Origin of the sequence: Edaphobacter paludis (assembly GCF_039993895.1) — a bacterium.
In the GTDB taxonomy this organism is placed as follows: Bacteria; Acidobacteriota; Terriglobia; order Terriglobales; family Acidobacteriaceae; genus Edaphobacter; species Edaphobacter paludis.
In genome coordinates, this window is the sequence record NZ_CP121194.1 from 3880755 (window position 1) to 3903629 (window position 22875).

General features: G+C 59.4%; 15 protein-coding genes. 5 read left to right on the top strand and 10 right to left on the bottom strand.

Annotated features, from left to right (window positions below; genetic code table 11):
- Nucleotides 1–13 precede the first annotated feature (13 nt).
- A complete protein-coding gene (locus tag P4G45_RS16200; protein WP_348267510.1) occupies nt 14–793 on the bottom strand; it encodes a C4-type zinc ribbon domain-containing protein in 780 nt (259 codons plus the stop codon).
- Nucleotides 794–1133: 340 nt separating this feature from the next.
- Between P4G45_RS16200 and P4G45_RS16205 the strand changes: the two genes are divergently transcribed.
- Complete coding sequence (locus P4G45_RS16205; RefSeq protein WP_348267511.1) at nt 1134–2420, top strand: hypothetical protein; 1287 nt, start codon at nt 1134–1136, stop codon at nt 2418–2420.
- 183 nt (nt 2421–2603) lie between these two features.
- Nucleotides 2604–4256 (top strand): DHA2 family efflux MFS transporter permease subunit, encoded by a 1653-nt coding sequence (locus P4G45_RS16210; protein ID WP_348267512.1) that lies wholly within the window; start codon nt 2604–2606, stop codon nt 4254–4256.
- 74 nt (nt 4257–4330) lie between these two features.
- Here P4G45_RS16210 and P4G45_RS16215 read toward each other — a convergent pair whose 3' ends face one another.
- The 6 genes from P4G45_RS16215 to prfA form a co-directional block, all read right to left on the bottom strand.
- Nucleotides 4331–6178 carry a beta-galactosidase family protein gene (locus P4G45_RS16215; RefSeq protein WP_348267513.1) on the bottom strand — a complete coding sequence of 616 codons (1848 nt, stop codon included), beginning with the start codon at nt 6176–6178 and terminating at the stop codon, nt 4331–4333.
- 161 nt (nt 6179–6339) lie between these two features.
- Entirely contained in the window at nt 6340–9741 is a 3402-nt protein-coding gene (locus P4G45_RS16220) for a carboxypeptidase regulatory-like domain-containing protein (protein WP_348267514.1), read from the bottom strand.
- 179 nt (nt 9742–9920) lie between these two features.
- Nucleotides 9921–10775 carry a peptide chain release factor N(5)-glutamine methyltransferase gene (gene prmC / locus P4G45_RS16225; RefSeq protein WP_348267515.1) on the bottom strand — a complete coding sequence of 285 codons (855 nt, stop codon included), beginning with the start codon at nt 10773–10775 and terminating at the stop codon, nt 9921–9923.
- Between the two features lie 34 nt (nt 10776–10809).
- Nucleotides 10810–11667, bottom strand: a complete 858-nt coding sequence (locus tag P4G45_RS16230; RefSeq protein ID WP_348267516.1) for a VOC family protein — start codon at nt 11665–11667, stop codon at nt 10810–10812.
- Nucleotides 11664–12845: an alpha/beta hydrolase-fold protein gene (locus P4G45_RS16235; protein WP_348267517.1), complete on the bottom strand. Its 1182-nt coding sequence runs from the start codon at nt 12843–12845 to the stop codon at nt 11664–11666. The genes P4G45_RS16230 and P4G45_RS16235 overlap by 4 nt, the downstream gene beginning before the upstream one ends.
- 103 nt (nt 12846–12948) lie before the next feature.
- The gene (gene prfA / locus P4G45_RS16240) at nt 12949–14025 is read right to left on the bottom strand and encodes a peptide chain release factor 1 (RefSeq protein ID WP_348267518.1); all 1077 of its coding nucleotides are present in this window, start codon (nt 14023–14025) and stop codon (nt 12949–12951) included.
- Between the two features lie 236 nt (nt 14026–14261).
- Here prfA and P4G45_RS16245 point away from each other — a divergent pair, with 236 nt between their 5' ends.
- Entirely contained in the window at nt 14262–16073 is a 1812-nt protein-coding gene (locus P4G45_RS16245) for an ATP-dependent DNA ligase (RefSeq protein WP_348267519.1), read from the top strand.
- A 50-nt stretch (nt 16074–16123) separates the two neighbouring features.
- Here the strand turns inward: P4G45_RS16245 and P4G45_RS16250 are convergent, their stop codons facing one another.
- Nucleotides 16124–16624, bottom strand: a complete 501-nt coding sequence (locus P4G45_RS16250) for a PEP-CTERM sorting domain-containing protein (protein WP_348267520.1) — start codon at nt 16622–16624, stop codon at nt 16124–16126.
- Between the two features lie 220 nt (nt 16625–16844).
- Here P4G45_RS16250 and P4G45_RS16255 point away from each other — a divergent pair, with 220 nt between their 5' ends.
- Complete coding sequence (locus tag P4G45_RS16255) at nt 16845–17879, top strand: aldo/keto reductase (RefSeq protein ID WP_348269277.1); 1035 nt, start codon at nt 16845–16847, stop codon at nt 17877–17879.
- A gap of 143 nt (nt 17880–18022) precedes the next feature.
- The gene (locus P4G45_RS16260; RefSeq protein ID WP_348267521.1) at nt 18023–18373 is read left to right on the top strand and encodes a DUF4440 domain-containing protein; all 351 of its coding nucleotides are present in this window, start codon (nt 18023–18025) and stop codon (nt 18371–18373) included.
- Nucleotides 18374–18382: 9 nt separating this feature from the next.
- On the opposite strand, the gene P4G45_RS16265 is transcribed toward P4G45_RS16260, so the two are convergent.
- A complete protein-coding gene (locus P4G45_RS16265) occupies nt 18383–20080 on the bottom strand; it encodes an NAD(P)/FAD-dependent oxidoreductase (protein ID WP_348267522.1) in 1698 nt (565 codons plus the stop codon).
- Between the two features lie 151 nt (nt 20081–20231).
- Nucleotides 20232–22850, bottom strand: a complete 2619-nt coding sequence (gene clpB, locus P4G45_RS16270) for an ATP-dependent chaperone ClpB (RefSeq protein ID WP_348267523.1) — start codon at nt 22848–22850, stop codon at nt 20232–20234.
- Nucleotides 22851–22875 lie beyond the last annotated feature (25 nt).

Below are 22875 nucleotides of genomic sequence, written 5' to 3' on the forward strand. Positions count from 1 at the left end.
CCTGTTCTCTGCACTAAAGCGACCTGATAATCGAAGCCGCAATACTTTCCACCGGCACCGTCTTTCGCTGTGGAGCGTCCCTCGCCGGATCGTAGTACAGCAGTCGGCCGCAGCTCTCGCACGTCATGATGTCCTCGTCGTTGCTGCGATCGCGCAGGTCGTTCCAGCGCTGCGGACGCAGCATCATCTGGCAGGCCATGCACTTCTGGTTCAGGGCTTCAGCTAGTCCCGTTCCCTTACCCTTCGCAATCCGGTCATAGTTCGAGAGCGCCGATTCGCCAATCTCCGGCCGCAACGCAGCCCGCTTCTGATCGACCTCTGCCAGCGCCTTCTTATCCAGCGCAATCGTCTCCGATGCCCGCAGCCGCTCGCGCTCGAGCGTCTTCGTCGCGTCCTCCACCGCCTCATCCGCAATGGCCTTCTGGGACTCGAGCGCCTCGGTGCGCTCCATGCTCTCGAGCTCCGCGTCTTCCAGGCGGCTGACCTCGACCTGGGCAAAGCCAATCTCGTGCTCGAACGCCGTCACCTGCACCGTCGTCGTCGCCTGATCCAGTTGCTTGCGGACGCGGCTGATCTTCGCCTGATGGTCCTTCACGTCCGACTCCTGCCGCCGCCGGAGAACCTCTTCCTTCGCAATCAGGTCGAGCACCACCGCCCGCTGCCCCACAACTGCCTTGGTCTTCGCCTCCAGCTCTGCGACCCGCTTCGGCAGGGCGACCATCTCGTCCCGCAGGCGCTTCGCTTCGACGTCGAGCTGCTGCAACACAATCAACTTCTCAAGATCCGGATGCATTGGCACCTCCCATCCCATTATTAGACTCCGTCATGCGGAGGAAACGGCGGAAACTCGAAGTCTAGCATCCCGCTTGCCCAAAATATGGCACCGACAGACCAGCCCTCCCATGGTGATCGCCGCGTCGAGAACCCAACAAGTCCAAGAAAGCCCTCAGACAATCATCTTTTCTCTGTTCAAAAGATCTGTACCGAAGTTGGCACCCTCTCCGCCAATTGAGGACACAACCCCAATAGAGGATAATAAGTCTATTGAGAAGGCGTAACCCTGCATCTCTAACAGCGTAAACCGCCTCTTGTCGCACTTGCCTGCCACCACTTTCCCCAGGACTGGAAACCAGATGCAACTTTGGAATGAATATGAAGGAAGAATCGTCGCTGACGAATTCCCGCTGAAAGAACTTCTCGAACCAGAAGGCAGAAGCGCTTTCTTTTCAACGACAAATGGCTCTGGCGCCCCAGCCGTCATCCGCCTCATCGAGGCCCACTTCGACGAACCCGAGATCCTCAGTCGATGGACTGCCGTCTCCAAGATCGATCAGCCAAACCTTATCAAGCTCAAGAAATTCGGCCAGACGACCCTCGATGAGACTGCGCTCCTCTACGCCGTCATGGAGCCTACCGACGGTAGCCTCGCCGACATCCTCAAAGAGCGGCCTCTCTCCCAAAAAGAGACCATGCAGATCGCCACCAGCCTGGTTCCCGCGCTCCAGGCCCTGCACAGTGCCAATCTCGTCCACGAGCACGTCGAACCAGCCAACGTCCTTGCTGTCGGCGAAGAAGTTAAACTCCGCAGCGATTGCATCCGCGAAGCGCCCGAGGGCGCAGAGGCCAATGAATTCAAGGCACGCGACGTTCACGGTCTCGTCATCGTCCTGCTCCAGGCGCTCACCCAGCAGCGATATCTTCCTGCGGGAACAACGTTGCCCGCGCCCTTTCACGAGATCGTCACCAATGGCCTCAGCGGAGCCTGGGGTCTTCCCCAGATTGCGGCAGCGCTTGCGCCCTCATCTCCCGTGACTACGTCAAGGCCCACACCAAAGCGCGAAGTCTCTTCCGCTACTGCTTCATCCACCTCAACGCCGATAACTAACACGCCATCTGCTATGCCAGAACTGCCACATCGCGTCGTCGCTCCACTCGTTACGTCAGACGAGCCGAGCCGCGTTCTCCCCTGGACGACCATCGCTGCGGTAGTCATTCTGGCGCTCTTTATCGGTTGGCACTTCCTGCACAAGACTCCGGCAGCAATCCCCACGCTGGCTACGATGCCTAGCCAGTCCAGCCCCAACGTCACAGCGGCCAAAGCGACAATGCCTCCAGTTCGGGCATCCTCGGCGGCGTCCACCAAGGCGGCCGCGACCGCTACAGGATCACGCACTCAATGGCGTGTCGTGGCCTATACCTACAACCGCCAGAGTCAGGCACAGGATAAAGTCGCCCAGATCATCAGCAAACACGCCAGTCTCAACCCCGAGGTCTTTGCTCCCAGGGGCCGCGCACCTTATCTTGTCACGGTTGGCGGCCCGATGAGCCACGATGAGGCCATGGCCTTTCGGCGAAAAGCCCGCTCCGAGGGTCTTCCACGTGATACCTACGCTCAGAACTTTCCATCAAACGCCCGCTGAAGCGGCTTTGCCTCTGCTGCGGACCGGATAAGATCGTGAGGGCCGTTTTTCTTGGGAAAAACGGCGTCAAGATCAAAACCACTTTAACCACCTGAGGCAAGACCGCGGCCCCGTCGAACCCGCTGAAAAACAGGCGCGAATTCTCTGCATCGCGTCTGTTTTTTGGCAATCCAATCTACATTCATGGCTACAACCACTGTTGATCTACCCAGCGCGAAGCTTAAAACGCGCCACGCCGAAGGCCACTCCGAGCACTCGGAAGAGCGGCCTTGGCGCCCCAGCATAAATCCGTGGATCGTCGCCATGACCGTCACCCTGGCGACCTTCATGGAGGTGCTCGACTCCTCCATCGCCAACGTGGCGTTGCCGCACATCGCTGGCGGTCTCGGCTCGACGCAAGACGAGGCGACCTGGGTACTCACCGCCTATCTCGTCGCCAACGCCATCATTCTTCCCGCCGGCGCCTACATGACGACGTTCATCGGGCGCAAGAAGTTCTACATGATCTGCGTCGCCCTGTTCGGCGTCAGTTCCATGCTCTGCGGACTCGCGCCTTCGCTGCCGATCCTCGTCTTCTGCCGCATCCTGCAGGGCGCGGGCGGCGGCGGACTTGCCCCGTCCGAACAGGCCATCCTCGCCGATACCTTTCCTCCGGAGAAGCGCGGACAGGCCTTCGCCATGTACGGCCTTGCCGTCGTCGTCGCGCCTGCCATCGGGCCTACGCTTGGCGGCTACATCACCGACCGCTTCGACTGGCGCTGGATCTTCTTCCTCAACGTTCCCATCTGCCTGCTGTCGCTGTTTCTTACTTCGCGCATCGTCGAAGACCCACCCTACGTCAAGAAACAAGTGCGGGAGACCCAGCGCGATGGCATCAAGCTCGACTTTACCGGCTTTGCTCTGCTTGGCCTGACCTTCGGCTCGCTCGAGTTCCTGCTGGATAAGGGTCAGGAGGACGACTGGTTCTCTTCGCACCTCATTACCTTCTTTGCCATCGTCTGTGTCGTCGCTTTCGTCTTCATGATCTATTGGGAGCTGCGGCAGCTTCGCATCGGCCACCGCCCCATCATCAATCTGACGCTGTTCAAGCGGCGCAACTTCGCCATCAGCTTCCTGCTGATGTTTGTGCTCGGCTTCGCGCTCTACGGAACTACCGTCCTCATTCCGCAGTTCGTGCAGACGCTGCTGGGCTATACCGCCGAACTCGCCGGGCTCGTACTCTCCCCCGCGGGCTTCATCATGATGGCCATGATGCCCATCGTCGGCTTTCTCTCAGGCAAGGTCGACGCGCGTAAACTCATCGCCTTCGGCTTCCTGATGCTGACCTCGGCGCTGGTCGAGATGCATACGCTGAACCTCGGCGTCAGCTACAAGTACCTCGCCTTTTTGCGCATCTTTCAGGCCTCCGGGCTAGCGTTTCTCTTCATCCCCATCAATACGATTGCCTATATTGGCGTGAAGCAGTCGGAGAACAACGACGTCTCCGGCCTGACCAACCTTGCGCGTAACATCGGCGGATCGTGCGGTACGGCTTTTATGGCAACGATGCTGTTGCGCCGCACCGCCGCGCACGAAAACAACATGGTGCGCAACCTCACGACCGCCAATCCTGCCTTCAATTCACAGGTCGACGCGCTCAAGGGCTCTTTCGGCCAGGGCTTTCAGGCGGTTCACTCGGCTGAGGCTTACATCTACAGCCAGCTTCACCGTCAGGCTGCGATGCTGGCATATCTGGACATCATCCAGTACCTCGCCATCTTCTGCGCCTGCATGTTGCCGCTGCTCTTCCTGATCCCCCGCCCACCAAAGCATGCCAGCAAGTCCGCCGGGCACTAACCAAATCTTCTTCCTGAAAGAGTGAGGCCCAGCGATGACGCTGGGCCTTTGGTATTTAATGCCCGATCCCGAGCTTACTTAATGGATGGGCCCGGAGCACCGAGGACAGGCTTGTGCAGTTCCCGAACCACACGGCCCAGCTTGCCTTCGAGATCGAAGACGACGATCTGGTTCTTCCCCTTCACCAGCCACGGCCCCGGAGCGTAGAGCGCCTTTTGCGGTCCGACGTTCCAGATGCGGCCCAGCGTCTGTCCATTGAGCCAGAGTTCGCCTTTGGTGAACTCGCTAGTGTCAAGGAAGGTGTCTCCGGTAGCGGCAAGATCGAAGCTGCCGCGGTAGAAACATGCTCCCTCGCAGGGTTTCGTCGAGTAGGGCAGCTTGTCGACTGCCTTCATGGGCAGCGGAAAGATCTCCCATCCCAGCAGCGGCGTTCCGTTCAACGTCACCTGCTTCGTAATGCCTGCGCGCTCCCCGCCGATCGTCTTCCCGAAGTTCACCCGGCCAGTGTTTTCGACGAGAATATCAAGCTGCGCGTTTGGCTTCGCCGCAGGAAGTGCAAGCGTGTTCTGTTTCAATCTGCGGTCGACGCTGCCAACGAGCTTGCCGTCGAGATAGACCTGCGCGTAGCTGTGCAGATCGTCGAGAGCCAGTTCACCGGCAGCAGCATTTTTAAGGTGCGTGCGGTAGAGGATGTATCCATAAGCCTGGTCGACATCCTCCATGCTCAGCACTTTGTCGGAGTGAATCGGCGCGGGCAGATTCTTCCACAAGGAAGCCGACTCCGCCAGCGTCACCGCCGGTGTAGTGATAGCTGCAGGGACATTGGGGATGGGCGGCGGCGTTTTCCCGGTGGCCTTGGCGATAACATCGCGGAAGGCACGATACTTTACGGTGGGCCGTCCGCTCTCATCGAGGGGCGCATCGTAGTCGTAGCTCGTAACGTCAGGCTCGTAGCTGCCTTTGCCGTCGCTGTTGGCGCCGTTCATCCAGCCGAAGCTGGTGCCGCCGTGGAACATGTAGATGCTGACCGAATAGCCCTGACGCAGCATCCAGTCGAGGTTGGCCGCTTCATTCTGAGCATTGGTGTGCGCGTGTTTGCTTCCCCAGTGATCGAACCAGCCCGCCCAGTACTCACTATTAATGAAGGGGCCATTGGGGCGATATTTTTTGAGCACCGCAAAGGCCTTTTGCGCTGCCCCGGCCTCTCCTCCGCCAAAGTTGATCCCGACCGGAAGCTCCGGCAGCGACCCGTTCGGCACCTGCTCAGGCCCGTCGGCCGTATAAAGCTGCGATTTCGTAAATCCTGCATCGACGAGCATCTTGTGGATCTGCTCCATGTACACATGGTCGTTGCCGTAGGAGCCGTACTCGTTTTCCACCTGGGTGAGAATGATGGGACCGCCGTTGCCGATCTGCAGTGGCGCGAGTTCCTTGCCGAGACGCGCGATCCACTGCTTCGTCGGCGCAATAAATTTAGGGTCGCTGCTGCGCACAACCATGCTGTGGTCCTTCAACAGCCATGCCGGATAGCCGCCCCACTCCCACTCGGCGCAGACATAAGGGCCGGGACGCAGGATAACGTAGAGGCCCTCCTGTTGGGCCTCGCGGATAAACTCAGCTACGTCCCTGTTACCGGAGAAGTCGTAGACGCCGGGCCTCTGCTCATGCTCGTTCCAGAAGACGTAGGTCGTGATGGTATTGAGGCCCATAGCCTTCGCCATCCTGAAGCGGGCACGCCAGTCCGCGCGAGGGATGCGCGGGTAGTGCATCTCGCCGGAGATGACCTGAAACGGCTTGCCATCGAGCGCGAAGTGATTTCCCTGCACGGCGAAGGTATGCGGCGTATGGGGTTGCGCGGCCCGTGCGTGAACCATCGAGAGCGAACAGAGCAGCAGCAGAAAAAGAGAGAATTTGAAACGCACAAAACACCTCAATAGTGGGGCTCTGTCAGCAGACATTGGTGGAGACGACTTGATGACTCTGCCATTCTATGACGGTTAAGCGAGGTAATGAGAAATGGAAAACGCAAAGAAACGGCGGCCATTGCTGGCCGCCCTTCTGTAGTGGATTCAAGTCAGTCAGGCTAGAAAGTGAACTTTCCGGCCAGTTGGAATATGCGCGGATCGGCGGCGGCGGTTGCATCGCCGAAGGTACTGCCCGAACTGAGCGTGGTGGTGAATCTGTTGAAGTTGGGATGATTGAGAGCATTGAATGCCTCCAGCCGCAGTTGGAAGGCAAGGCGCTCATGTATAGGGAAGGTACGGCTGAGTGCAGCGTCCACGTTGTAGTAGTTGGGTTGGCGAAAGGCGTTGCGGCCAAGGTTGCCGAGCGTACCGATAGCGTTCGTCGTAAAGGCGGCGCTGTTGAGGTAGGCAAGGTTGCCCGGCGTCTTTTGGTAGATCTGCGCATGGGTGTAGACCGCATTGGGATTGATCACGTTCGGCCGGTCGTTACCTTGTCCGGTGAGCGAGTTATCGGTGCCGGTGGTGACGTTGAGAGGCAGGCCGCTCAGAATCCGAACGATGGGAGCAATCTGCCAGTTGTTAACCACTCCTCCCGCAATTCCATGCAGGCTGGAGAAGTGGCTTGACGCAACGATAGAGGTGTTGAAGATGTGGCGCACATCAAAGCCGCAGTTGGCGCGGTCGAGACGCGGATTGTTGGAATCCTCAAAGATCGGCAGCGCGATATCGCCCGGTGCGTCGCCGACGCTGATGCAATGCGACCAGGTGTAGTTCGCGAGGAAGCTGAAGTTATTGGACATGCGGTGCTGAATAGCCGCAATGACACCGCTATAGGTGGAGTCGTTGCCATCGCTGATGAGGGTCATGGTCGGGCTGTAGCCCTGTCCCTGCACCGGGTTGGCGAGCGAGAGAACGGTGCGGAGGTTGGAGTTGCCCGTCGAGGAGCAAGCCTTGCCCACGCCGGGGGAGATGGTCAGAGCACCGCAGGAGCCAGGGCCTGTCCATATGCCGGGGATGTAGACAGCCTGGTTAATACCCCGGCCGAGCCAGAGGTGAGAGTTGTGATCGCCGAGATAGTTGATGGAGAAGCTCCAGCCGCGGCCGAGGTCCTGTTGGACGCTGGCCGTCCACTGATTGACGGTCGGCGTTTGAATGTGGCGAGGCATAAGAATATAGAGCGTGTTGGTCGGGAACGGGGCGCTGGCGTTGGGCGGATAGACTCCCGGGAACGGATCGCCGCCGGGGTATCCGGCCCACGGTTGGCTGAAGCTGAACTGACCGTTCAGGTCGATCTCGTTGACGAACGGAGGATTGGACGTCAGGCGCTGCGAGGTATACAGAGCAGGCGAGTCATACATGATCGCGCCGCCGAAGCGGAAGATCGTCCTGCCCGTTCCATAAGGATCGTAGGTGAGCGCCGCTCTCGGAGAGAAATTGGCGAGCCGATTGTCGGTAAAAGATTTGGGCACCCCGGCATCGCCGTAGTAGAACGATCCCGCTGGCGCATTGGGGAACTTGGTGCTGTGCTGGTTGGCATCAAAGGCGGAGCGGATAAAGGTGCTGCCACGTCCGAACTTGTCGGTCTGGTAGAGATTTGGCTCCCAGCGGAGGCCGATGTTAACGGTGAGGCGCTGGGTGAAGTGGTAGGTATCCTGCCCGTAGATGCTGAACATGGTCTGGCGATACGTCGTCTGCTGGGCGCGGCTCTGGCTGAAGCTGCTCATCTGGCCGGTCAGGAAGTCGATGAGCGGTTCGCCGACGTTCTTGTTCTTCGCGCCGCTGAGCTGGCCGCTGAAGGTGTAGTCGCCGTTGAAGAGATAGCCCGTGTTGGTGTTGTCGCCGGTACGGATGATCTCGCCGCCGAAGGCAAACTGGTGTTTGCCGTGGAGGTAGTCGACATCGTTGGTGAAGTCTTCGGTGTTGACGTTGAAGAAGCCGGGCGCGCAGGTGCCGCAGCCGGTCGAGAAGTTATTAGTGACGTTGAGCCGTAGGTCGACCGGAGCATAGACATACAGGTTGGCCCCAAGCGTGGTGGCATTGATGCCTCCGGCGGTAGGACCACGGGTGTCCCGGCGGCGGCTGTAAGTTCCGTGGAAGGTGTTCACCAGATGCGGCGTGACGATGAAGGTATCACCTAGTGTGAACGTTTGGACCCGTTCCGAATTACCCGCCGTGCTTGTGAGCAGGATGTTCGTCGGCGAGTAGTAGCTGGGCTGGTTGTAGTTGGTGATGAAGTAGCGGCCAAAGAGGGAGTGCCGTGCGCTCCAGGTGTAATCCAGCCGGCCAATGTACTGGTCCTCCGTACTGTTGGCGGGAAGGGCGATGTTGACCAGGCCATACTGGTCGGCCTGCGAGTTGGGCAGGTACTTGATCAGGTTCAGGGTCTGCTGGTTGAGACTGCTCTGCGGAATCTTGCGGGTCGCGGAGATGTCAGCGCCGGTGACAGGATCGACGATTTTCGTCGATGCGATTCCGCATCTGCTGGCTGTCTTGGAAGGCTGCTGGCTGAAGTCTCCGGTCAACTCTGCTGGAGTGGGAATGCAGTAGGAGGTGGCGTTGCCGACTTGCTTGTTACGCGTCCCCTGATAGCCGCCGAAGAAGAAGAGCTTGTCGGTGATGATCTTGCCGCCGAGCGTACCGCCGAACTGGTTGCGCTTGAGGGTGTCCTTCGCGGTTGAGAAGAAGTTAGTGGAGTTGATGATGTTGTTGCGCAGAAATTCGAAGACCGTGCCATGCCACTGGTTGGTGCCGGAGTTGGTGACGACGTTGACCAGAGCGCCGGGATGGACGCCGTTGCGGGCAGGAAGGCTATTATTTTCGACCGAGAATTCGTGCAGCGCATCGGGGAACGGAAAGGGCAGGTTGACGTTGGTGAAGTTGTCGACGTGGTATCCGCCGTCGAGGACGTAGTTGTTGTAGTTGCCCTGTCCGCCAGCGACGGCGATGACGGTAGAACTCTGGTAGTTCTTGCTGCCGGTCAGGTCGCCGGTGGGTGCGGTCACGGCACCGCCAGAGATGAGGATAAGGTCAGTGGCCTGACGACCGTTGAGGGGAAGCTCCGTGATGCGCTTCTGATCGATGACCTGTTTGAAGCTGCTGGTTTCGGTGTCGAGAGCAGCACCGGTTGCCTGAACCTCGACTTGCTCGGTCGAACTGCCGACGGTCAGGGCTGGGTTGATCTGGATGTTGTTTCCGACCTCCAGAACACCGGTGCGAGTGTAGCCCTGAAAGCCCGGCGCCGCGATGACCAGACTGTAGGCGCCGACTGGAAGATTCGGGAGACTGAAGATGCCGGCGCCGTCGGTAGCAGTGGCCCGCGAGGTATGGGTGCCGGTATTGGTAAAGGTGACTTTGGCGTTCGGGATGGAAGCGCCGGTGGGGTCAGTGACCGTGCCCTGAACACTTGCGGTACCCGCAGTCTGTGCATGCGCGAGAAAGGATGTGCCGATCAGGAGGGCAGTCAACACGAGAAGCGAACAGAAGCGCTTCATGGGGACGCCGGATGAGCTTAGGAATTTCATTTTGGTAGGACCTCCTAAATTGGTGCTGCTTAATCCCTCTTGCAATTGGCTTCGTGACCGGACTCGGTTGAGGGTGTGTGAGGAATATAGGCGGCAAGTTAAACGGCTGTCAACCGGAATGATTCCGTGACAGAAATTTCGAAGAGTTCTCCCGAGCGTATTCCGCCGCCCGGCGACGGCTATTTTTGGGCCAGGGCAACGCGAGGAATCTGCTGAAGATCTGCAATAAAGCCGACATTTCGCCAATTACCCAGCAAATCAGCGAGTGCTTCCTTCTGGCCATGGCCGATTTCGAGCGCAAGCAGGCCCCCGGGATTGAGCGCTGCGTGTGCCTGCGGGATCAGTCGCCGGTAGATATCGAGGCCAAGTCCGCCGCTGAAAAGAGCTTGCGCAGGCTCATAATCGCGCACTTCGGGATGGAGTCCATCGCGATCACTCTCCGGGATATAGGGAGGATTACTGACGATGGCGTCGAAGGCTCCGGTCCGGTCTTTTTGCGGGAGGCCCGTGAGCAGGTCGGACAGGAGGAAGTGAACGCAGCCAGTCAAATGGTGAGCAGCGGCGTTTTGCCGGGCGACCTCAAGGGCTTCGGCGGAGAGGTCGAGTGCGGTGACCCGGGCCAGACGCAGATGCGCGGCGAGGGCCAGCGCGATAGCCCCGGTGCCGGTGCCGATGTCGAGTATCTTGAGGGGTTGGTCGCGGGGAAGCCGGTCAAGGACAGCTTCAACCAGGTGTTCCGTCTCGGGGCGGGGGATGAGCGTGGCCGGAGTGACCTTGAGTTGCAGGCCAAAGAACTCCTGCTGGCCGGTGATGTACTGAATTGGCTCGCAGCCAAGGCGGCGGGTGATGGCTGCCTGATAGAGGGCAAGCTGCTCGGAAGTAAGGGAACGATCGGGATGAGCAAGAAGCGTGGCGCGATCGAGACCAAGCAGATGCAGAAGCAGAAGCTCCGCATCGCGATGGCCACGGTCGCGAAGATGAGGACTCGCGGCGAGCTGTTCGGTAGCGAGCGTGAGTGCCTGACGTAAGGTCATGTTGCTGTTGCTATTGTCTCGCGCTTTGGCTCGATCAACGTGCCTCGATAACGATGAGATTGCCGTCGGGATCGGTCACGGTGAGTGCCTTCTTCGATTTTTTGAAGATCACGTGGGCCTGCTTCAGCAGTTTGGAGGAGCGTCCCAGACTGGAGGTGGAGAGAAGGATGCGGCCTTTGCTGCCCAGACTGGCGACCGGCACGATTTCTACCTGCTCGCCGGAATCTCCGGGAAGGTTGAGCGTCATGGGGTGATGAGCGTCCGGGGTGAACTGAAGCTGCTTCAGGTAGAAGTCGCGGGCGGCGGCGGGGTCCTGCATGGCGAGGGTGACTGAGACGAGCTTCGTCCCGACGCGGTCGGTGCCGAGGTGCTGGCCGCGGTCGCTGTAGTGGCGCGAGCCGGGCATGTACTGCGTGTACTCGATGTTCTGCGGCCCGGTCGCCTGCATGGGACCTTTCAGCGTGAACAGCAGATTGCCCGCCCCGGCCTTGCGAATCTTGAAGTTGGGTGTGACGCCGCGCGCGATGTAATCGTCATAGACCGCCTGCAGGTTGTCGCTCTCAAAGCACAGGTGAAGAAAGCCGATCTCAGTATCTTTGGCGGTGGTGGGGTACAGCTCGATGAACTGGCGGTCGTCCAGCTTGATGAAGGACTGGTAGACAGCGCCGTTCTTGCTGAGGGCGAAGGCCTCGTCGAAGCCAAGCTTCTTGTAGAAGTCGCGCGCAGCGTCGAGATTGTGGACGCGGATGGCGATGTGGGCAATGCCATTGAGCGCCGGTGTCTGCTGCTGACCTTGAGCCTTCGCAGAGCTGACGCAGAGGAGGCTCGCGAGGGCGAGGGAAGCGATCGATGCGACGGAGCGGACGCGGCTGCGGAGGGATTGCCTGATCATTTGTCGATTTTATTACCGGATTTATTTCTCGAGGTCGCCCCTGCAATGGGATAGCCCTGCCATAGGTACTCGAGGGCCTCGGGCAGCGTCTGCTGTTTCACAGCGCGGTCGGTGTGGCCGGCGTTGCGGGCGAAGACGAACTGATAGTGATAGCCTTTGGCGGCCAGCACCTTGGCCATGTCCTCGTTGGCAACGACCCAATCGTGCATGTTGTCCCGCATCGCATTCGGGTTGAAGAGGTCGCGGTCGCCCACCTCCATCCAGATGCGCAGCGGCTTGGCTGGAGAGTCAGGGATGAGGTGTTCGTGAAACTCCCATGCTCCATGCGGAGTCTTCGCATCGGAGGGCCATTGCTGGTTCACATAGGTGCCCGAATAGGTGAGGACACGGTGGTACAGCTCGGGGTGATACCACGCCATGATCAGGGCGCACGATCCGCCGGAGCTGCCGCCCATGGTGGCGCGGCCATCGGGATCATGGGTCAGTTCCACGTGGAACTTCGTCTCCACCAGAGGCAGCACTTCTTTTTCTACGAACTCCGCATACCGGCCCGACATGGTGTCGTACTCCAGACCGCGCTCGCTTCCTTGTGCATCGCCGCTGCCGTTGCTGATGGAGATGGCGATCATCACCGGCACCTTGTGCTCGGCAATCAGGTTGTCCAGCGCGGTGAACAATGCATGGTCGGGGCCGTCCGCTCCGACGATGAAGGGAGCGGCGGTGCCGGGAACATATTGTTTGGGTACATAGACCGCCACGCGACGGGTGTAGGCAGCGGGATGGCTTGTGGTCACCACCAGCTTGGGGGGGTCGGTGGGATCGGGGGTGCCGAAGGTGCCCGCCTCCCGTGCGATGCCGGGATAGATCTTGCTGTCAGCCGATTGCATGACGAACTCGGACACCGTCCCCTGCGGCACACCTGCCTGCACGGACATCTCCGGCGCGGGGTTGTGAGTCGGGCCGATGATGAAGTTTCCGTCGGCATCGGCTGGAGCGTTGGTGCCATCGGGCAGTTCCTTCGCTGCCACATAGCCCGGCGTGTGCGGATCGCGGGTAGGGGGCGTGGGGCGTGCCGGGTGGGTCGAGGCCTGTGGAGTCTGAGCCACAGACTGCGCCGGCGTGAGAGCTGCACCGGCCATTAGGCTGCCCAAAAACGCGATGCTCAAAAGACGGAGCATGTGGGGAACTCCTTTTTGCCTCAGCGATGTAGAAACTGACGGCGTTCCCGACAATCGTACATCTGGACAACCCACTTCGAGCTTCGTGAGCCAAAGTCTCCGCTCAGGCGGCTTCGCCTTCGGCCTTGAGCTTCTCCGCAGTGTAGTGTGCGATCAGGGCATCAACAGTCGGTTGCAGCAGGCCTTCCATCACCATGTTGAGTTGGTGGTTGGTGAGGCCGATGCGGTGGTCGGTGAGCCGGTTTTGCGGGAAGTTGTAGGTGCGGATCTTCTCGCTGCGGTCGCCCGAGCCTACCTGCTGCTTGCGATCCTTGGCCTGCTCCTGATGGATGCGCTCGGCCTCGACCTCGTAGAGGCGGGCGCGGAGGACGCGCATGCCCTTTTCGCGGTTCTTGATCTGCGATTTTTCATCCTGGCAGCTTACGACGGTGTTGGTCGGAATGTGCGTGATGCGGACGGCGGAATAGGTCGTATTGACCGACTGGCCGCCGGGACCGGACGAGCAGAAGGTATCGATGCGCAGGTCCTTGGCTTCGATCTTGACGTCTACCTCTTCAGCCTCAGGCAGCACCGCCACCGTGATGGCGGAGGTATGAACACGGCCCTGCGTCTCCGTCGCCGGTACGCGCTGCACGCGGTGGACGCCGGACTCGTACTTCATCTGCGAGTAGACCTTGTCGCCTTCGAAGATGGCCGTGACTTCCTTCATGCCGCCGCCGATGCCGGTCTCCGAGGTGGAGAGAACTTCGACCTTCCACTTGTGCTGCTCGGCGAAGCGGAGATACATGCGAAACATCTCCGAGACGAAGATCGCCGCCTCGTCGCCGCCGGTTCCGGCGCGTAGTTCGATGATAATGTTCTTGTCGTCGTTGGGGTCTTTGGGCAGCAGAAGAACTTTCAGCTCTTCCTCAACCTGCGCGAGGCGAGGTTCCAGGGACGTGAGTTCTTCCTGCGCCATGGCGCGGAGATCGGGGTCGGATTCGGCGAGCATGGCCTTGGCCTCGGCGATGCCTTCCTTGAGCTTGCGATACTCGCGGAACTTTTCGACGGTCGGCTCAAGGTCGCGGTGCGCCTTGGCGATAGCCTGAAACTTCTTCTGGTCCTGGACCAGCGTGGGGTCGGACATCTGCTGGCCGAGGTCTTCGTAACGGGCTTCGAGTTGGTCGAGGCGATCAAACATATAGAAAAATCCTTATAGCAAAGTCTTTTGTATTTGCAGTTGTTCTGGGTCTTTGGTCATTGCGTGTTCTGGGAGGTGGAGCAGGAGAAGGCGCAGCTAGGCAAAGTCGTGACGGTCGGGCGACTCGGTCACGCGGGGACAAAACACCGAATTTGCGGATGCGTTCATTGCTATTTAGATGTTACTCCTGCCGCGCCGGGTTCGGAATGCATCTTTTACCTGAGAGGTCTTGAGATATGGCTTTGTTTCGAGAAGTGGCCGATCTCGCTGAGACACTGGCTGCGGAGCCGGGTCGGTTGAAGAAGCGTGCCGCGATTGCCAAGGCGATTGCAGCAGTCCACGCGGCTGCGCCGGAGAGCGACGACGCCGGATTGTTTGCGCTGTATCTGTCGGGCACACCCTTTGCCGAGGCCGACCCCCGCAAGCTGAACGCCGGAGGAGCGCTGTTGACCAAGGCGCTCCTGTCAGTAAGCGGAGCCACAAGTGCTGCCCTTCACGCAGCATACAAACGGCATGGCGATCTGGGGGCCGCGGCCTTTGATTTACTGCACGACCGGGAACAGGGATCACGGATCAGGGATCAGGCTTTAGCGCTGGACGAGGTGGCCACGGCATTTGCGGCCATGGTCACGGCGAAGACTACGGCGGCCCGAGCTGCCCTTGTGGAAGGACTATTGCGTCGCGCCACTCCTCTGGAAGCAAAGTATCTGCTGAAGCTGATGAGCGGAGACATGCGCATTGGCGTCAAGCAGAGTCTGGTCGAAGAGGCGATAGCGGTTGCGGCTGAAGCCCCGGTTGCGGAGGTTCGCAACGCCGTGATGCTGGAGGCCGACCTTGCCTCGGCACTGCGGCGGGCGTTCGCGGGAACGCTGGCGGAGGCTCGGATGCGGCTGTTTCATCCGCTGGGGTTCATGCTGGCCAGCCCGGTCGACTCGCCCGAAGAAGCCGCGGAGCGGTTCGCCAACAAGCAGAATGCTGCCTCCGTCGAAGCATTTCTCGAGGACAAGTACGACGGCATGCGGGCGCAGGTGCACTGCGGCGACGCCGAGCAGCCGGGCCGCGTCACCATCTATTCGCGAAACCGCGAGGACGTGACCGAGAGCTTCCCCGATCTCGCCGAGGCGTTTGCGCAGGTGCGCGAGCCGCTGATCTTTGATGGAGAGATCCTTGGCTGGGACATCAAAGCTGGCCGGGCTCTGCCGTTCGCCGTACTGGGACAGCGCATCGGCAGGAAGCGCGTCTCCAACGAATGGCGGCAGCAGGTTCCGGTGGTATTCATTGCGTTCGATCTGATGTACGCAGGCGGCGAGTTACTGCTCAATCTGCCGCTCGGCGAGAGGCGCAACCGGCTCGAGGCCGCGGCGGAGCGCCTGGTCGAGAAGCTACGCTCTCCGCTGACGGTTGATGAGCGCAAGAGCGCAGCGCAGACAGCGATGTTCATGCAGCCCGACGGCGAGGGCGTAGAACGCATGATCCTATCGCCTGCGCGTCTGGTTCAATCGGCGGAAGATATCGAGCGCGCCTACGCCGATGCCCGCGCCCGGGCGAATGAGGGAGTAATGCTGAAGGCCGCCGCCTCGGAGTATCAACCGGGACGGCGCGGGCTGGCGTGGGTGAAGTTGAAGCGCGAACTAGCCACGCTCGACGTTGTTGTGACCGGTGCGGAACTTGGGCACGGAAAACGTGCGGGCATCCTCAGCGACTACACCTTCGCCGTGCGCAGTGCTGACAGCGAGCTGCTCAATGTGGGCAAGGCATACTCCGGCCTGACCGACGCCGAGATAGCGGAGATGAGCGCATGGATGATGGAACACACGCTCGAAGACCAGGGCTACTTCCGCACCGTCGAGCCGCTGATGGTGCTCGAAGTCGCCTTCAACAACATCATGCGCAGCAACCGCCATGCCAGTGGATTCGCGCTGCGGTTTCCACGGATTATCCGCATCCGCACAGACAAGCCCGTAAGCGAGATCGACACGGTGGAGCGAGTAGAGGAGATCTATCAATCGCAGGTGGACAAGCCGGTAGAGAATGCAACAAGCCACTGAAAAAGGCCGCCATCGGGCGACCCTTTTCAGCAAAGCAGTTTGATTGCAGGTTAGACGAAGAGCTTTCTGCGAACGACGCCAGCAGCAGCCAGCAATCCACTGCCGAGCAGTACAAGGCTGGAAGGCTCAGGCACCGGGCTGGAGTCAGGTCCGAGGACATTGCCTGTGGACAGGCCATTGCTGTCCAGAATGGCAAAGTCAACGAGGCCGGGAGCTGCCAGAGAGGTAATGCTCAAAGTGCCCACCGAAAAAGGAATGCTTCTTCCTTGTTCGATTGAAAAGAGACTTCCGACAGTGACTGATGTGGAATCGAAGTTCGCTATACCGAAGTCATCGGCGAGAGCGCCGCTCAATTCAGCATCGGTCACTCCGGAGAGGCCAGTGAGTTGAAAGCCATCGAGAAAAAAGATGGTTGTATGCTCGTCAAAAGTGAGGGCATAGTTGTAGGTATTGCCGGTATGGTTTTCCAGGGTGATGGAGTCGGCTTTCGCCAGAGGGGCGAACGCGAAGGCAGAGGCGAGCAGTGCAACGACAAACAATTTGATCTTCAAAGCAGGTCTCCCAGTTTTTGGTGAATATGCGCCTGGAGAATGCATTTGAATGTCCAAACCTCTTTGCCTTTATTTTGTTATAGATAGAAAGTGGAAATTTAGGTAACTCTGCAAAATCTTGCGTGCCCTGCGCCAGGCAGCGCCACTATGCAATCTCGCGGCAAATGAAAATCGATCCACTTCGCGCATCGCAGGCGATGTCAGCGCCATCGAACCCATTATGGAATACAGACAGCTTGGTAAATCAGGATTGAAGGTGCCGGAGCTTTGCTTCGGAGCGGGAACGTTTGGCGCAGCTAACGAGTTCTTCAAAGCATGGTCGGAGACGACGCAGGCTGAGGCGGACCGCATCGTCGGCATCTGCATGGATGCTGGGTTGAACTTCTTCGACACCGCCGATATCTACTCCGACGGCGGCAGCGAGACGGCGCTGGGCAAGGCACTGGCGCACCACAACCGGGAAGACGTGCTGATCTCGACCAAGGCTACCTTCCGCTTCGGCAAAGGGCCGAACGATGTCGGGTCGAGCCGCTACCACCTGATCCAATCGCTCGAGCGCAGCCTCAAGCGCCTGGGCACGGACTATGTGGATGTCTATCATCTGCATGCTTTCGACGCGACGACTCCGGTAGAAGAGACTCTGAACACGCTGGACAAGTTCGTGCGCGAGGGCAAGGTACGGTATATCGCCTGCTCGAATTTCTCCGGCTGGCATCTGATGAAGTCGCTCAGCGTGAGCGAGCGTTACGGCTGGGCGCGTTATGTAGGACAGCAGTGCTACTACTCATTGGTGGGGCGCGACTATGAGTGGGAGCTGATGCCGCTGGCGCTCGATCAGGGGGTAGGCGCGCTGGTCTGGTCACCGCTCGGCTGGGGTCGCCTTACGGGCAAGATTCGGCGGGAGACTGGCATCCCCAAAGACAGCCGTTTGAACACCAAGGTGGTCGTGGACAGCGGCCCGCAGGTTCCGGAGGAGTATCTCTACAAGGTCGTTGATGCGCTCGACGAGGTGGCGAAAGAGACCGGCAAGACCGTCCCGCAGATCGCACTGAACTGGGTGCTGGGCCGTCCTACCGTTTCGACCGTAATTATTGGCGCGCGCAACGAGGAGCAGTTACGGGCGAACCTTGGCGCTGTGGGTTGGAAGCTGACCCCGGAACAGGTGCAGAAGCTCGACGCGGCCAGCGAAGTTCCGCTCGCATACCCCTACTGGCATCAGCGGCAGTTCGAGGAGCGTAACCCTAAGCCGGTCTAGACTTTATTCGAAGGTTGGCGCAAATCGTGACAATGGGAATGAGGCCGGGCGGGGTTTCATTCCCATAATTGCACTGCATTTCAGCCTCAACTTTCACGAGACTGGCTGAAACTTACTTTTAGCGGTAACGTCATATTACTCACATGAACGCGGCAGAACTGCAAGACCACCTCCATACGCTTGAAGAGCGGCTCTTCCACCCCAGCCGTGAGAAGAACCGCGCCGACCTTATCCCCTTGTTTGCTCAGGATTTTCAGGAATACTGTAGCTCAGGTCGAATCTACAGCCGCCAACAGGCCATCGACGACCTGATGGCAAGTTCCCCCCGCAACGCCACCATCAGCCATTTCTATGTCACGGTGCTGGCTCCCGACGTTGCGCTCGCGACCTATCATGCCACGACTGCTCTGCACACCTCGCATCGATCCTCTCTCTGGGTCTTTCGCGATAAGCGCTGGCAGTTGCTGTTTCATCAGGGCACCATCGCCTCGTGAGGTGGTACTTCACGAGGTTTTTTCCTCGTGATACTGCTGCTCCGTATTGATCTCCCAGAGAGCGCGCTTGTCCACGTTTCCAGCCAGAATTCCATCGACCGCCGTCATCGCGGTGAGCATGCTGTGGTCCTGGTTGTTGTACTTGTGCATTCCGTTGCGGCCCACCAGAAACAGGTTCTCAAAACTATCCGTAAACGACCGCAGCTCGTCGAAACGGTTGTAAGTGCCAAAGTAGGCAGGGTAGGTCTTTGGCACCCGGACCACATGACCATCCCTCACGTCCTCGGCGTTAAGGATGCCAATCTTCGCGACTTCGGCGATGGCAAATCTCTTCAGGTCCTCGTCGGACATCTTCCACAGATCATCGGTTTCGTAGCAGAAATATTCAAGCCCGATCCATACCTTATCTGGGTCGGCCACAAGATGCGGGCTCCAGTTATTAAAAATTTGTAACCGTCCCAGGAGCACATCCGGCTCCTGCACATAGATCCAGGTATCTTTCAGCAGGCCGCCATCGGATTCATGTACTTTCAACCGGTCCACCAGCAGACCCACGGTGATAAAGTCGCGGTACTGCAAGCCCTCGCTGACCTCGCGCACGTTTTCCGGCACAGACGCATCGATCGCCTGCACCAACTCGCGCATCGGCATGGTCGAAAAGAAGTAGTCTCCCGCAAAGGTCTGGCGTTCGCCGGCATCGTTCGTCGCATCGATGGAGACGACCCGCTTGCCGTCGCAATGGATCCTGTCGACCCGCCACCCGAGATTGATCTCTCCTCCTCCGGCGCGGACGAGATCGGCCACATGCTCCCATAGCTGTCCCGGCCCGAACTTCGGATAGAGGAAGCGCTCGATCAGGCTGGTTTCAGTCTCCTTTTGCGAGACATCTTTCGACTTCTTTCGACTCAATGTCTCCTTTGCAAAATGCTTCACTGCGGCGATGAGGCTCAGCCCTTTAATTCGCTGCGCACCCCATTCGGCGGAGATTTGTTCGCAGGGTTTCCCCCAGACCTTCTCCGTATAGCTTTTGAAGAAAGTCAGATAGAGCTGCCGCCCAAATCGGTTGATCAGGAAATCCTCGAGGCTCTTCTCCGGCTTGATCTGGCTTACCTGCGATATTGTGTAACTGACGACGACCTTAATTGTTTGAGCCACGCCCAAATTCTTCAGCGTAGTAGCAGTCAGCGTAATCGGATAGTCGAAAAACTTTCGCAGATAATAAATCCGGCTCTTTCGCGGACGAACCAACATCACCAGATCAGGATCGACGGGCATTGCCACCATTGTTGCGGTGTAGCCGGACTCGCTGGAGTTGAGTGCGACCTCGACGCCTGTTTGATTGGGGTGGGCCTGCTCTCTTTTAGCGAGCAGCGGGCCAGCCCCACGAAGGACGGGCTCTTCCAGCAAGCGGGCAGGAATAGCCACAACGCAACGATCACCTTCTGCACTCGCCGTTTGAGGGCAGGAGCTATCCACCTCAAGCGGCATCAGATCGAGCCACCACTGCATCACCCGGTCGCTCTTCGAGAAGAAGCGGTGCCCGCCAATGTCCATGCGGTTGCCTTTGTAGCGGACGGTCCGAGAGATGCCGCCAACTTCGTGGCTGGCCTCGAGCACAATCGGAGTTACATCACTGCGCCGGAGAAACTCAAGCGCCGCGGTGAGCCCCGCTGGCCCCGCGCCAATAATGATCGCTCGTTTAGCCATCAATCGCTGTAGGCCTGTCGCCCCCCTGAGTCAGACCCAAGTATAGGGTCAAGAGTGAGCAACAGTTTTCACTTCGGGGAGCTGCCCCAGAAGTATCTCTGCAGCGAGTTCTCCGCGAAGCCATCCGAAGTTGAGCCGCCCTGCATTTCCATCAAGGTGCAACGCGATCGGTAACGCTAAACAGCAGGTCACCCTTGCTCCCTGCATCCACCACCACATGATCGCCATGGAGCACGCTGCCGTCGAGAATCTTGACCGCCAGCTTGTCCTGCACCATCCGCTGGATGGCCCGCTTCAGTGGCCGCGCACCGTAGGCGCGGTCGTATCCGGCGGTGAAGATTGCGTGACGTGCCTTGTCGGTCAGCTCAAGCGTGATCTTGCGGTCGTCCAGCAACGTTTGCAGGTCCTTGAGCCGCAGATCGACGATGTGGGTCAACTGCTCGTCACCCAGCGGATGGAAGACGACGATGTCGTCCACGCGATTGAGGAACTCCGGCCGGAACTGCTGACGCAGCGCATCCATCACGCGCCCTTTCGCCTCTTCGAAGCCCTCTTCGCCTGACGCCCAGGCCGTGGACAACTGCGACGCGCCGACGTTCGAGGTCATGATGAGCACGGTATTTTTGAAGTCGACCGTGCGCCCCTTCGAGTCCGTCAGCCGCCCGTCGTCGAGCACCTGCAGCAGCACATTGAAGACGTCGGGATGCGCCTTCTCGATCTCGTCGAAGAGAATGACTGCGTAAGGGCGGCGGCGAACAGCTTCGGTCAGTTGACCGCCTTCGTCGTAGCCGACGTAGCCCGGAGGCGCGCCGATCAGCCGCGCCACGGCATGTTTCTCCATGTACTCGCTCATGTCGATGCGCACCATGGCCGCCTCGTCATCGAAGAGAAATTCGGCGAGCGCACGCGCAGTCTCGGTTTTACCGACGCCGGTTGGCCCAAGAAAGATGAATGAGCCGATAGGCCGCTTCGGATCGCTCAACCCTGCGCGGCTGCGGCGAATGGCGTTGGCCACTGCGCTGAGCGCCTCGTCCTGTCCAACGACCCGCTCGCGCAGACGGTCTTCCATCTGCACCAGCTTCTGAGTTTCCCCTTCAAGCATCTTGTTGATGGGGATGCCGGTCCATTTGGAGACGATGGCGGCGACGTCCTCTTCGTCGACCTCTTCTTTCAGCAGCCGCGTCGAATTTCCGGCGACATTATCCTGCGTCGTCGTCAGGGTCTTCAACTCCGCTTCCATCTTGGGAATCTCGCCGTACTGTAGTTCGGCGGCGCGTTGGAGATTGCCCTTGCGGGTCTCTTCGCCCGCCTGGAAACGCAGCGACTCCAGCTTTTCCTTCAACTCGGCGATACGGCCGATAGCGCCGCGTTCGGTCTGCCAGCGGGCGCGCAGGCCAGCCGCTTTTTCTTTCACCTCGGCAAGCTCGCGCTCGACGATCTCCAGACGTTCTTTGGAGCCGGGGTCGGTCTCGCGTTTGAGCGCGGCGCGTTCGATTTCAAGTGAGGTTCCGCGACGCTCCAGATCGTCAATCTCGACCGGGACAGAGCCGATCTGAATAGCCAGTGCTGCCGCTGCTTCGTCGACGAGGTCGATAGCCTTATCGGGCAGAAAACGGTCGGAGATATAGCGATGGGATAGTGTCGCCGCCGCGACGATGGCCGAGTCCTTGATCCGCACCTTGTGGTGCGCCTCGTACCTTTCTTTCAGTCCGCGCAGAATGGCAATGGTGTCCTCAACGTTAGGCTCGCCCACATAGACGACCTGGAAGCGGCGTTCGAGGGCGGCGTCCTTCTCGATATATTTGCGGTATTCGTTGAGTGTCGTGGCTCCGATGGCACGCAGGCCGCCGCGGGCCAACGCCGGTTTGAGCATATTCGAGGCGTCCATTGCGCCCTCGGCTGCACCCGCGCCAACCAGGGTATGCAACTCATCGATGAACAAGATGACCTCACCGTTCGATTCTTCGATCTCTTTGAGAACGGCTTTGAGGCGATCTTCAAACTCGCCGCGAAATTTTGCCCCTGCGATCATCGCGCCGAGGTCGAGCGCGCAGACGCGCTTGTTCTTGAGAATCTCGGGAACGTCGCCGAGGAAGATCCGGCGCGCCAAACCTTCTACGATTGCGGTCTTGCCCACACCAGGCTCTCCGATGAGCACCGGATTATTTTTCGTTCGGCGGGAGAGCACCTGTACGACGCGGCGAATCTCCTCGTCGCGGCCAATGACGGGGTCGAGTTTGCCGCGACGGGCTAAATCGGTGAGGTCCTTGGCGTATTTTTCGAGTGCCTGAAACTTTCCTTCGGGGTTCTGGTCGGTAACGCGTTGCGAGCCGCGCACGGCGCTGAGGGCCTTGAGAATTGCCTCATGCGTTCCGCCCAGCGTCGCCAGCGCAGATTGCACGGCGTCGCCCTTTTGCTGCGACAGCGCCAACAGCAGGTGTTCGGTCGAGAGGTAATCGTCCTTGAAGTTTTCAGCTTCCTTGAAGGCCTGCTCCAACACTTTTTGCAAAGCCGCGCTCATGCTGGGCTGCGCCCCGCCCTGAACCTTAGGCAGCTTGGCGATGGCGGAGTTGACGCCCGAGAGCAGTTGCTCGACCAGTACGCCGACCTTTTCAAGGACTGGGATCACGACGCCTTCACGATCTTCGAGCAGCGCCGCCATCAGGTGCAGAGGAAGCACCTCCGGATTCCCGTTTTCCGCCGCGTGGCCGCTGGCAGCCTGAACCGCCTCCTGCGACTTGACTGTCAACCGTTCCCACTTGATCGCCATGCGCATGCTCCTTTTAGTCTTCTAT

Coding starts and splice junctions, on each gene's coding strand:
- P4G45_RS16200 (WP_348267510.1), bottom strand. CDS start 793: ATGCATCCGGATCTTGAGAAGTTGATTGTGTTGCAGCAGCTCGACGTC.
- P4G45_RS16205 (WP_348267511.1), top strand. CDS start 1,134: ATGCAACTTTGGAATGAATATGAAGGAAGAATCGTCGCTGACGAATTC.
- P4G45_RS16210 (WP_348267512.1), top strand. CDS start 2,604: ATGGCTACAACCACTGTTGATCTACCCAGCGCGAAGCTTAAAACGCGC.
- P4G45_RS16220 (WP_348267514.1), bottom strand. CDS start 9,741: ATGAAATTCCTAAGCTCATCCGGCGTCCCCATGAAGCGCTTCTGTTCG.
- prmC (WP_348267515.1), bottom strand. CDS start 10,775: ATGACCTTACGTCAGGCACTCACGCTCGCTACCGAACAGCTCGCCGCG.
- P4G45_RS16230 (WP_348267516.1), bottom strand. CDS start 11,667: ATGATCAGGCAATCCCTCCGCAGCCGCGTCCGCTCCGTCGCATCGATC.
- P4G45_RS16235 (WP_348267517.1), bottom strand. CDS start 12,845: ATGCTCCGTCTTTTGAGCATCGCGTTTTTGGGCAGCCTAATGGCCGGT.
- prfA (WP_348267518.1), bottom strand. CDS start 14,025: ATGTTTGATCGCCTCGACCAACTCGAAGCCCGTTACGAAGACCTCGGC.
- P4G45_RS16245 (WP_348267519.1), top strand. CDS start 14,262: ATGGCTTTGTTTCGAGAAGTGGCCGATCTCGCTGAGACACTGGCTGCG.
- P4G45_RS16255 (WP_348269277.1), top strand. CDS start 16,845: ATGGAATACAGACAGCTTGGTAAATCAGGATTGAAGGTGCCGGAGCTT.
- P4G45_RS16260 (WP_348267521.1), top strand. CDS start 18,023: ATGAACGCGGCAGAACTGCAAGACCACCTCCATACGCTTGAAGAGCGG.
- P4G45_RS16265 (WP_348267522.1), bottom strand. CDS start 20,080: ATGGCTAAACGAGCGATCATTATTGGCGCGGGGCCAGCGGGGCTCACC.
- clpB (WP_348267523.1), bottom strand. CDS start 22,850: ATGGCGATCAAGTGGGAACGGTTGACAGTCAAGTCGCAGGAGGCGGTT.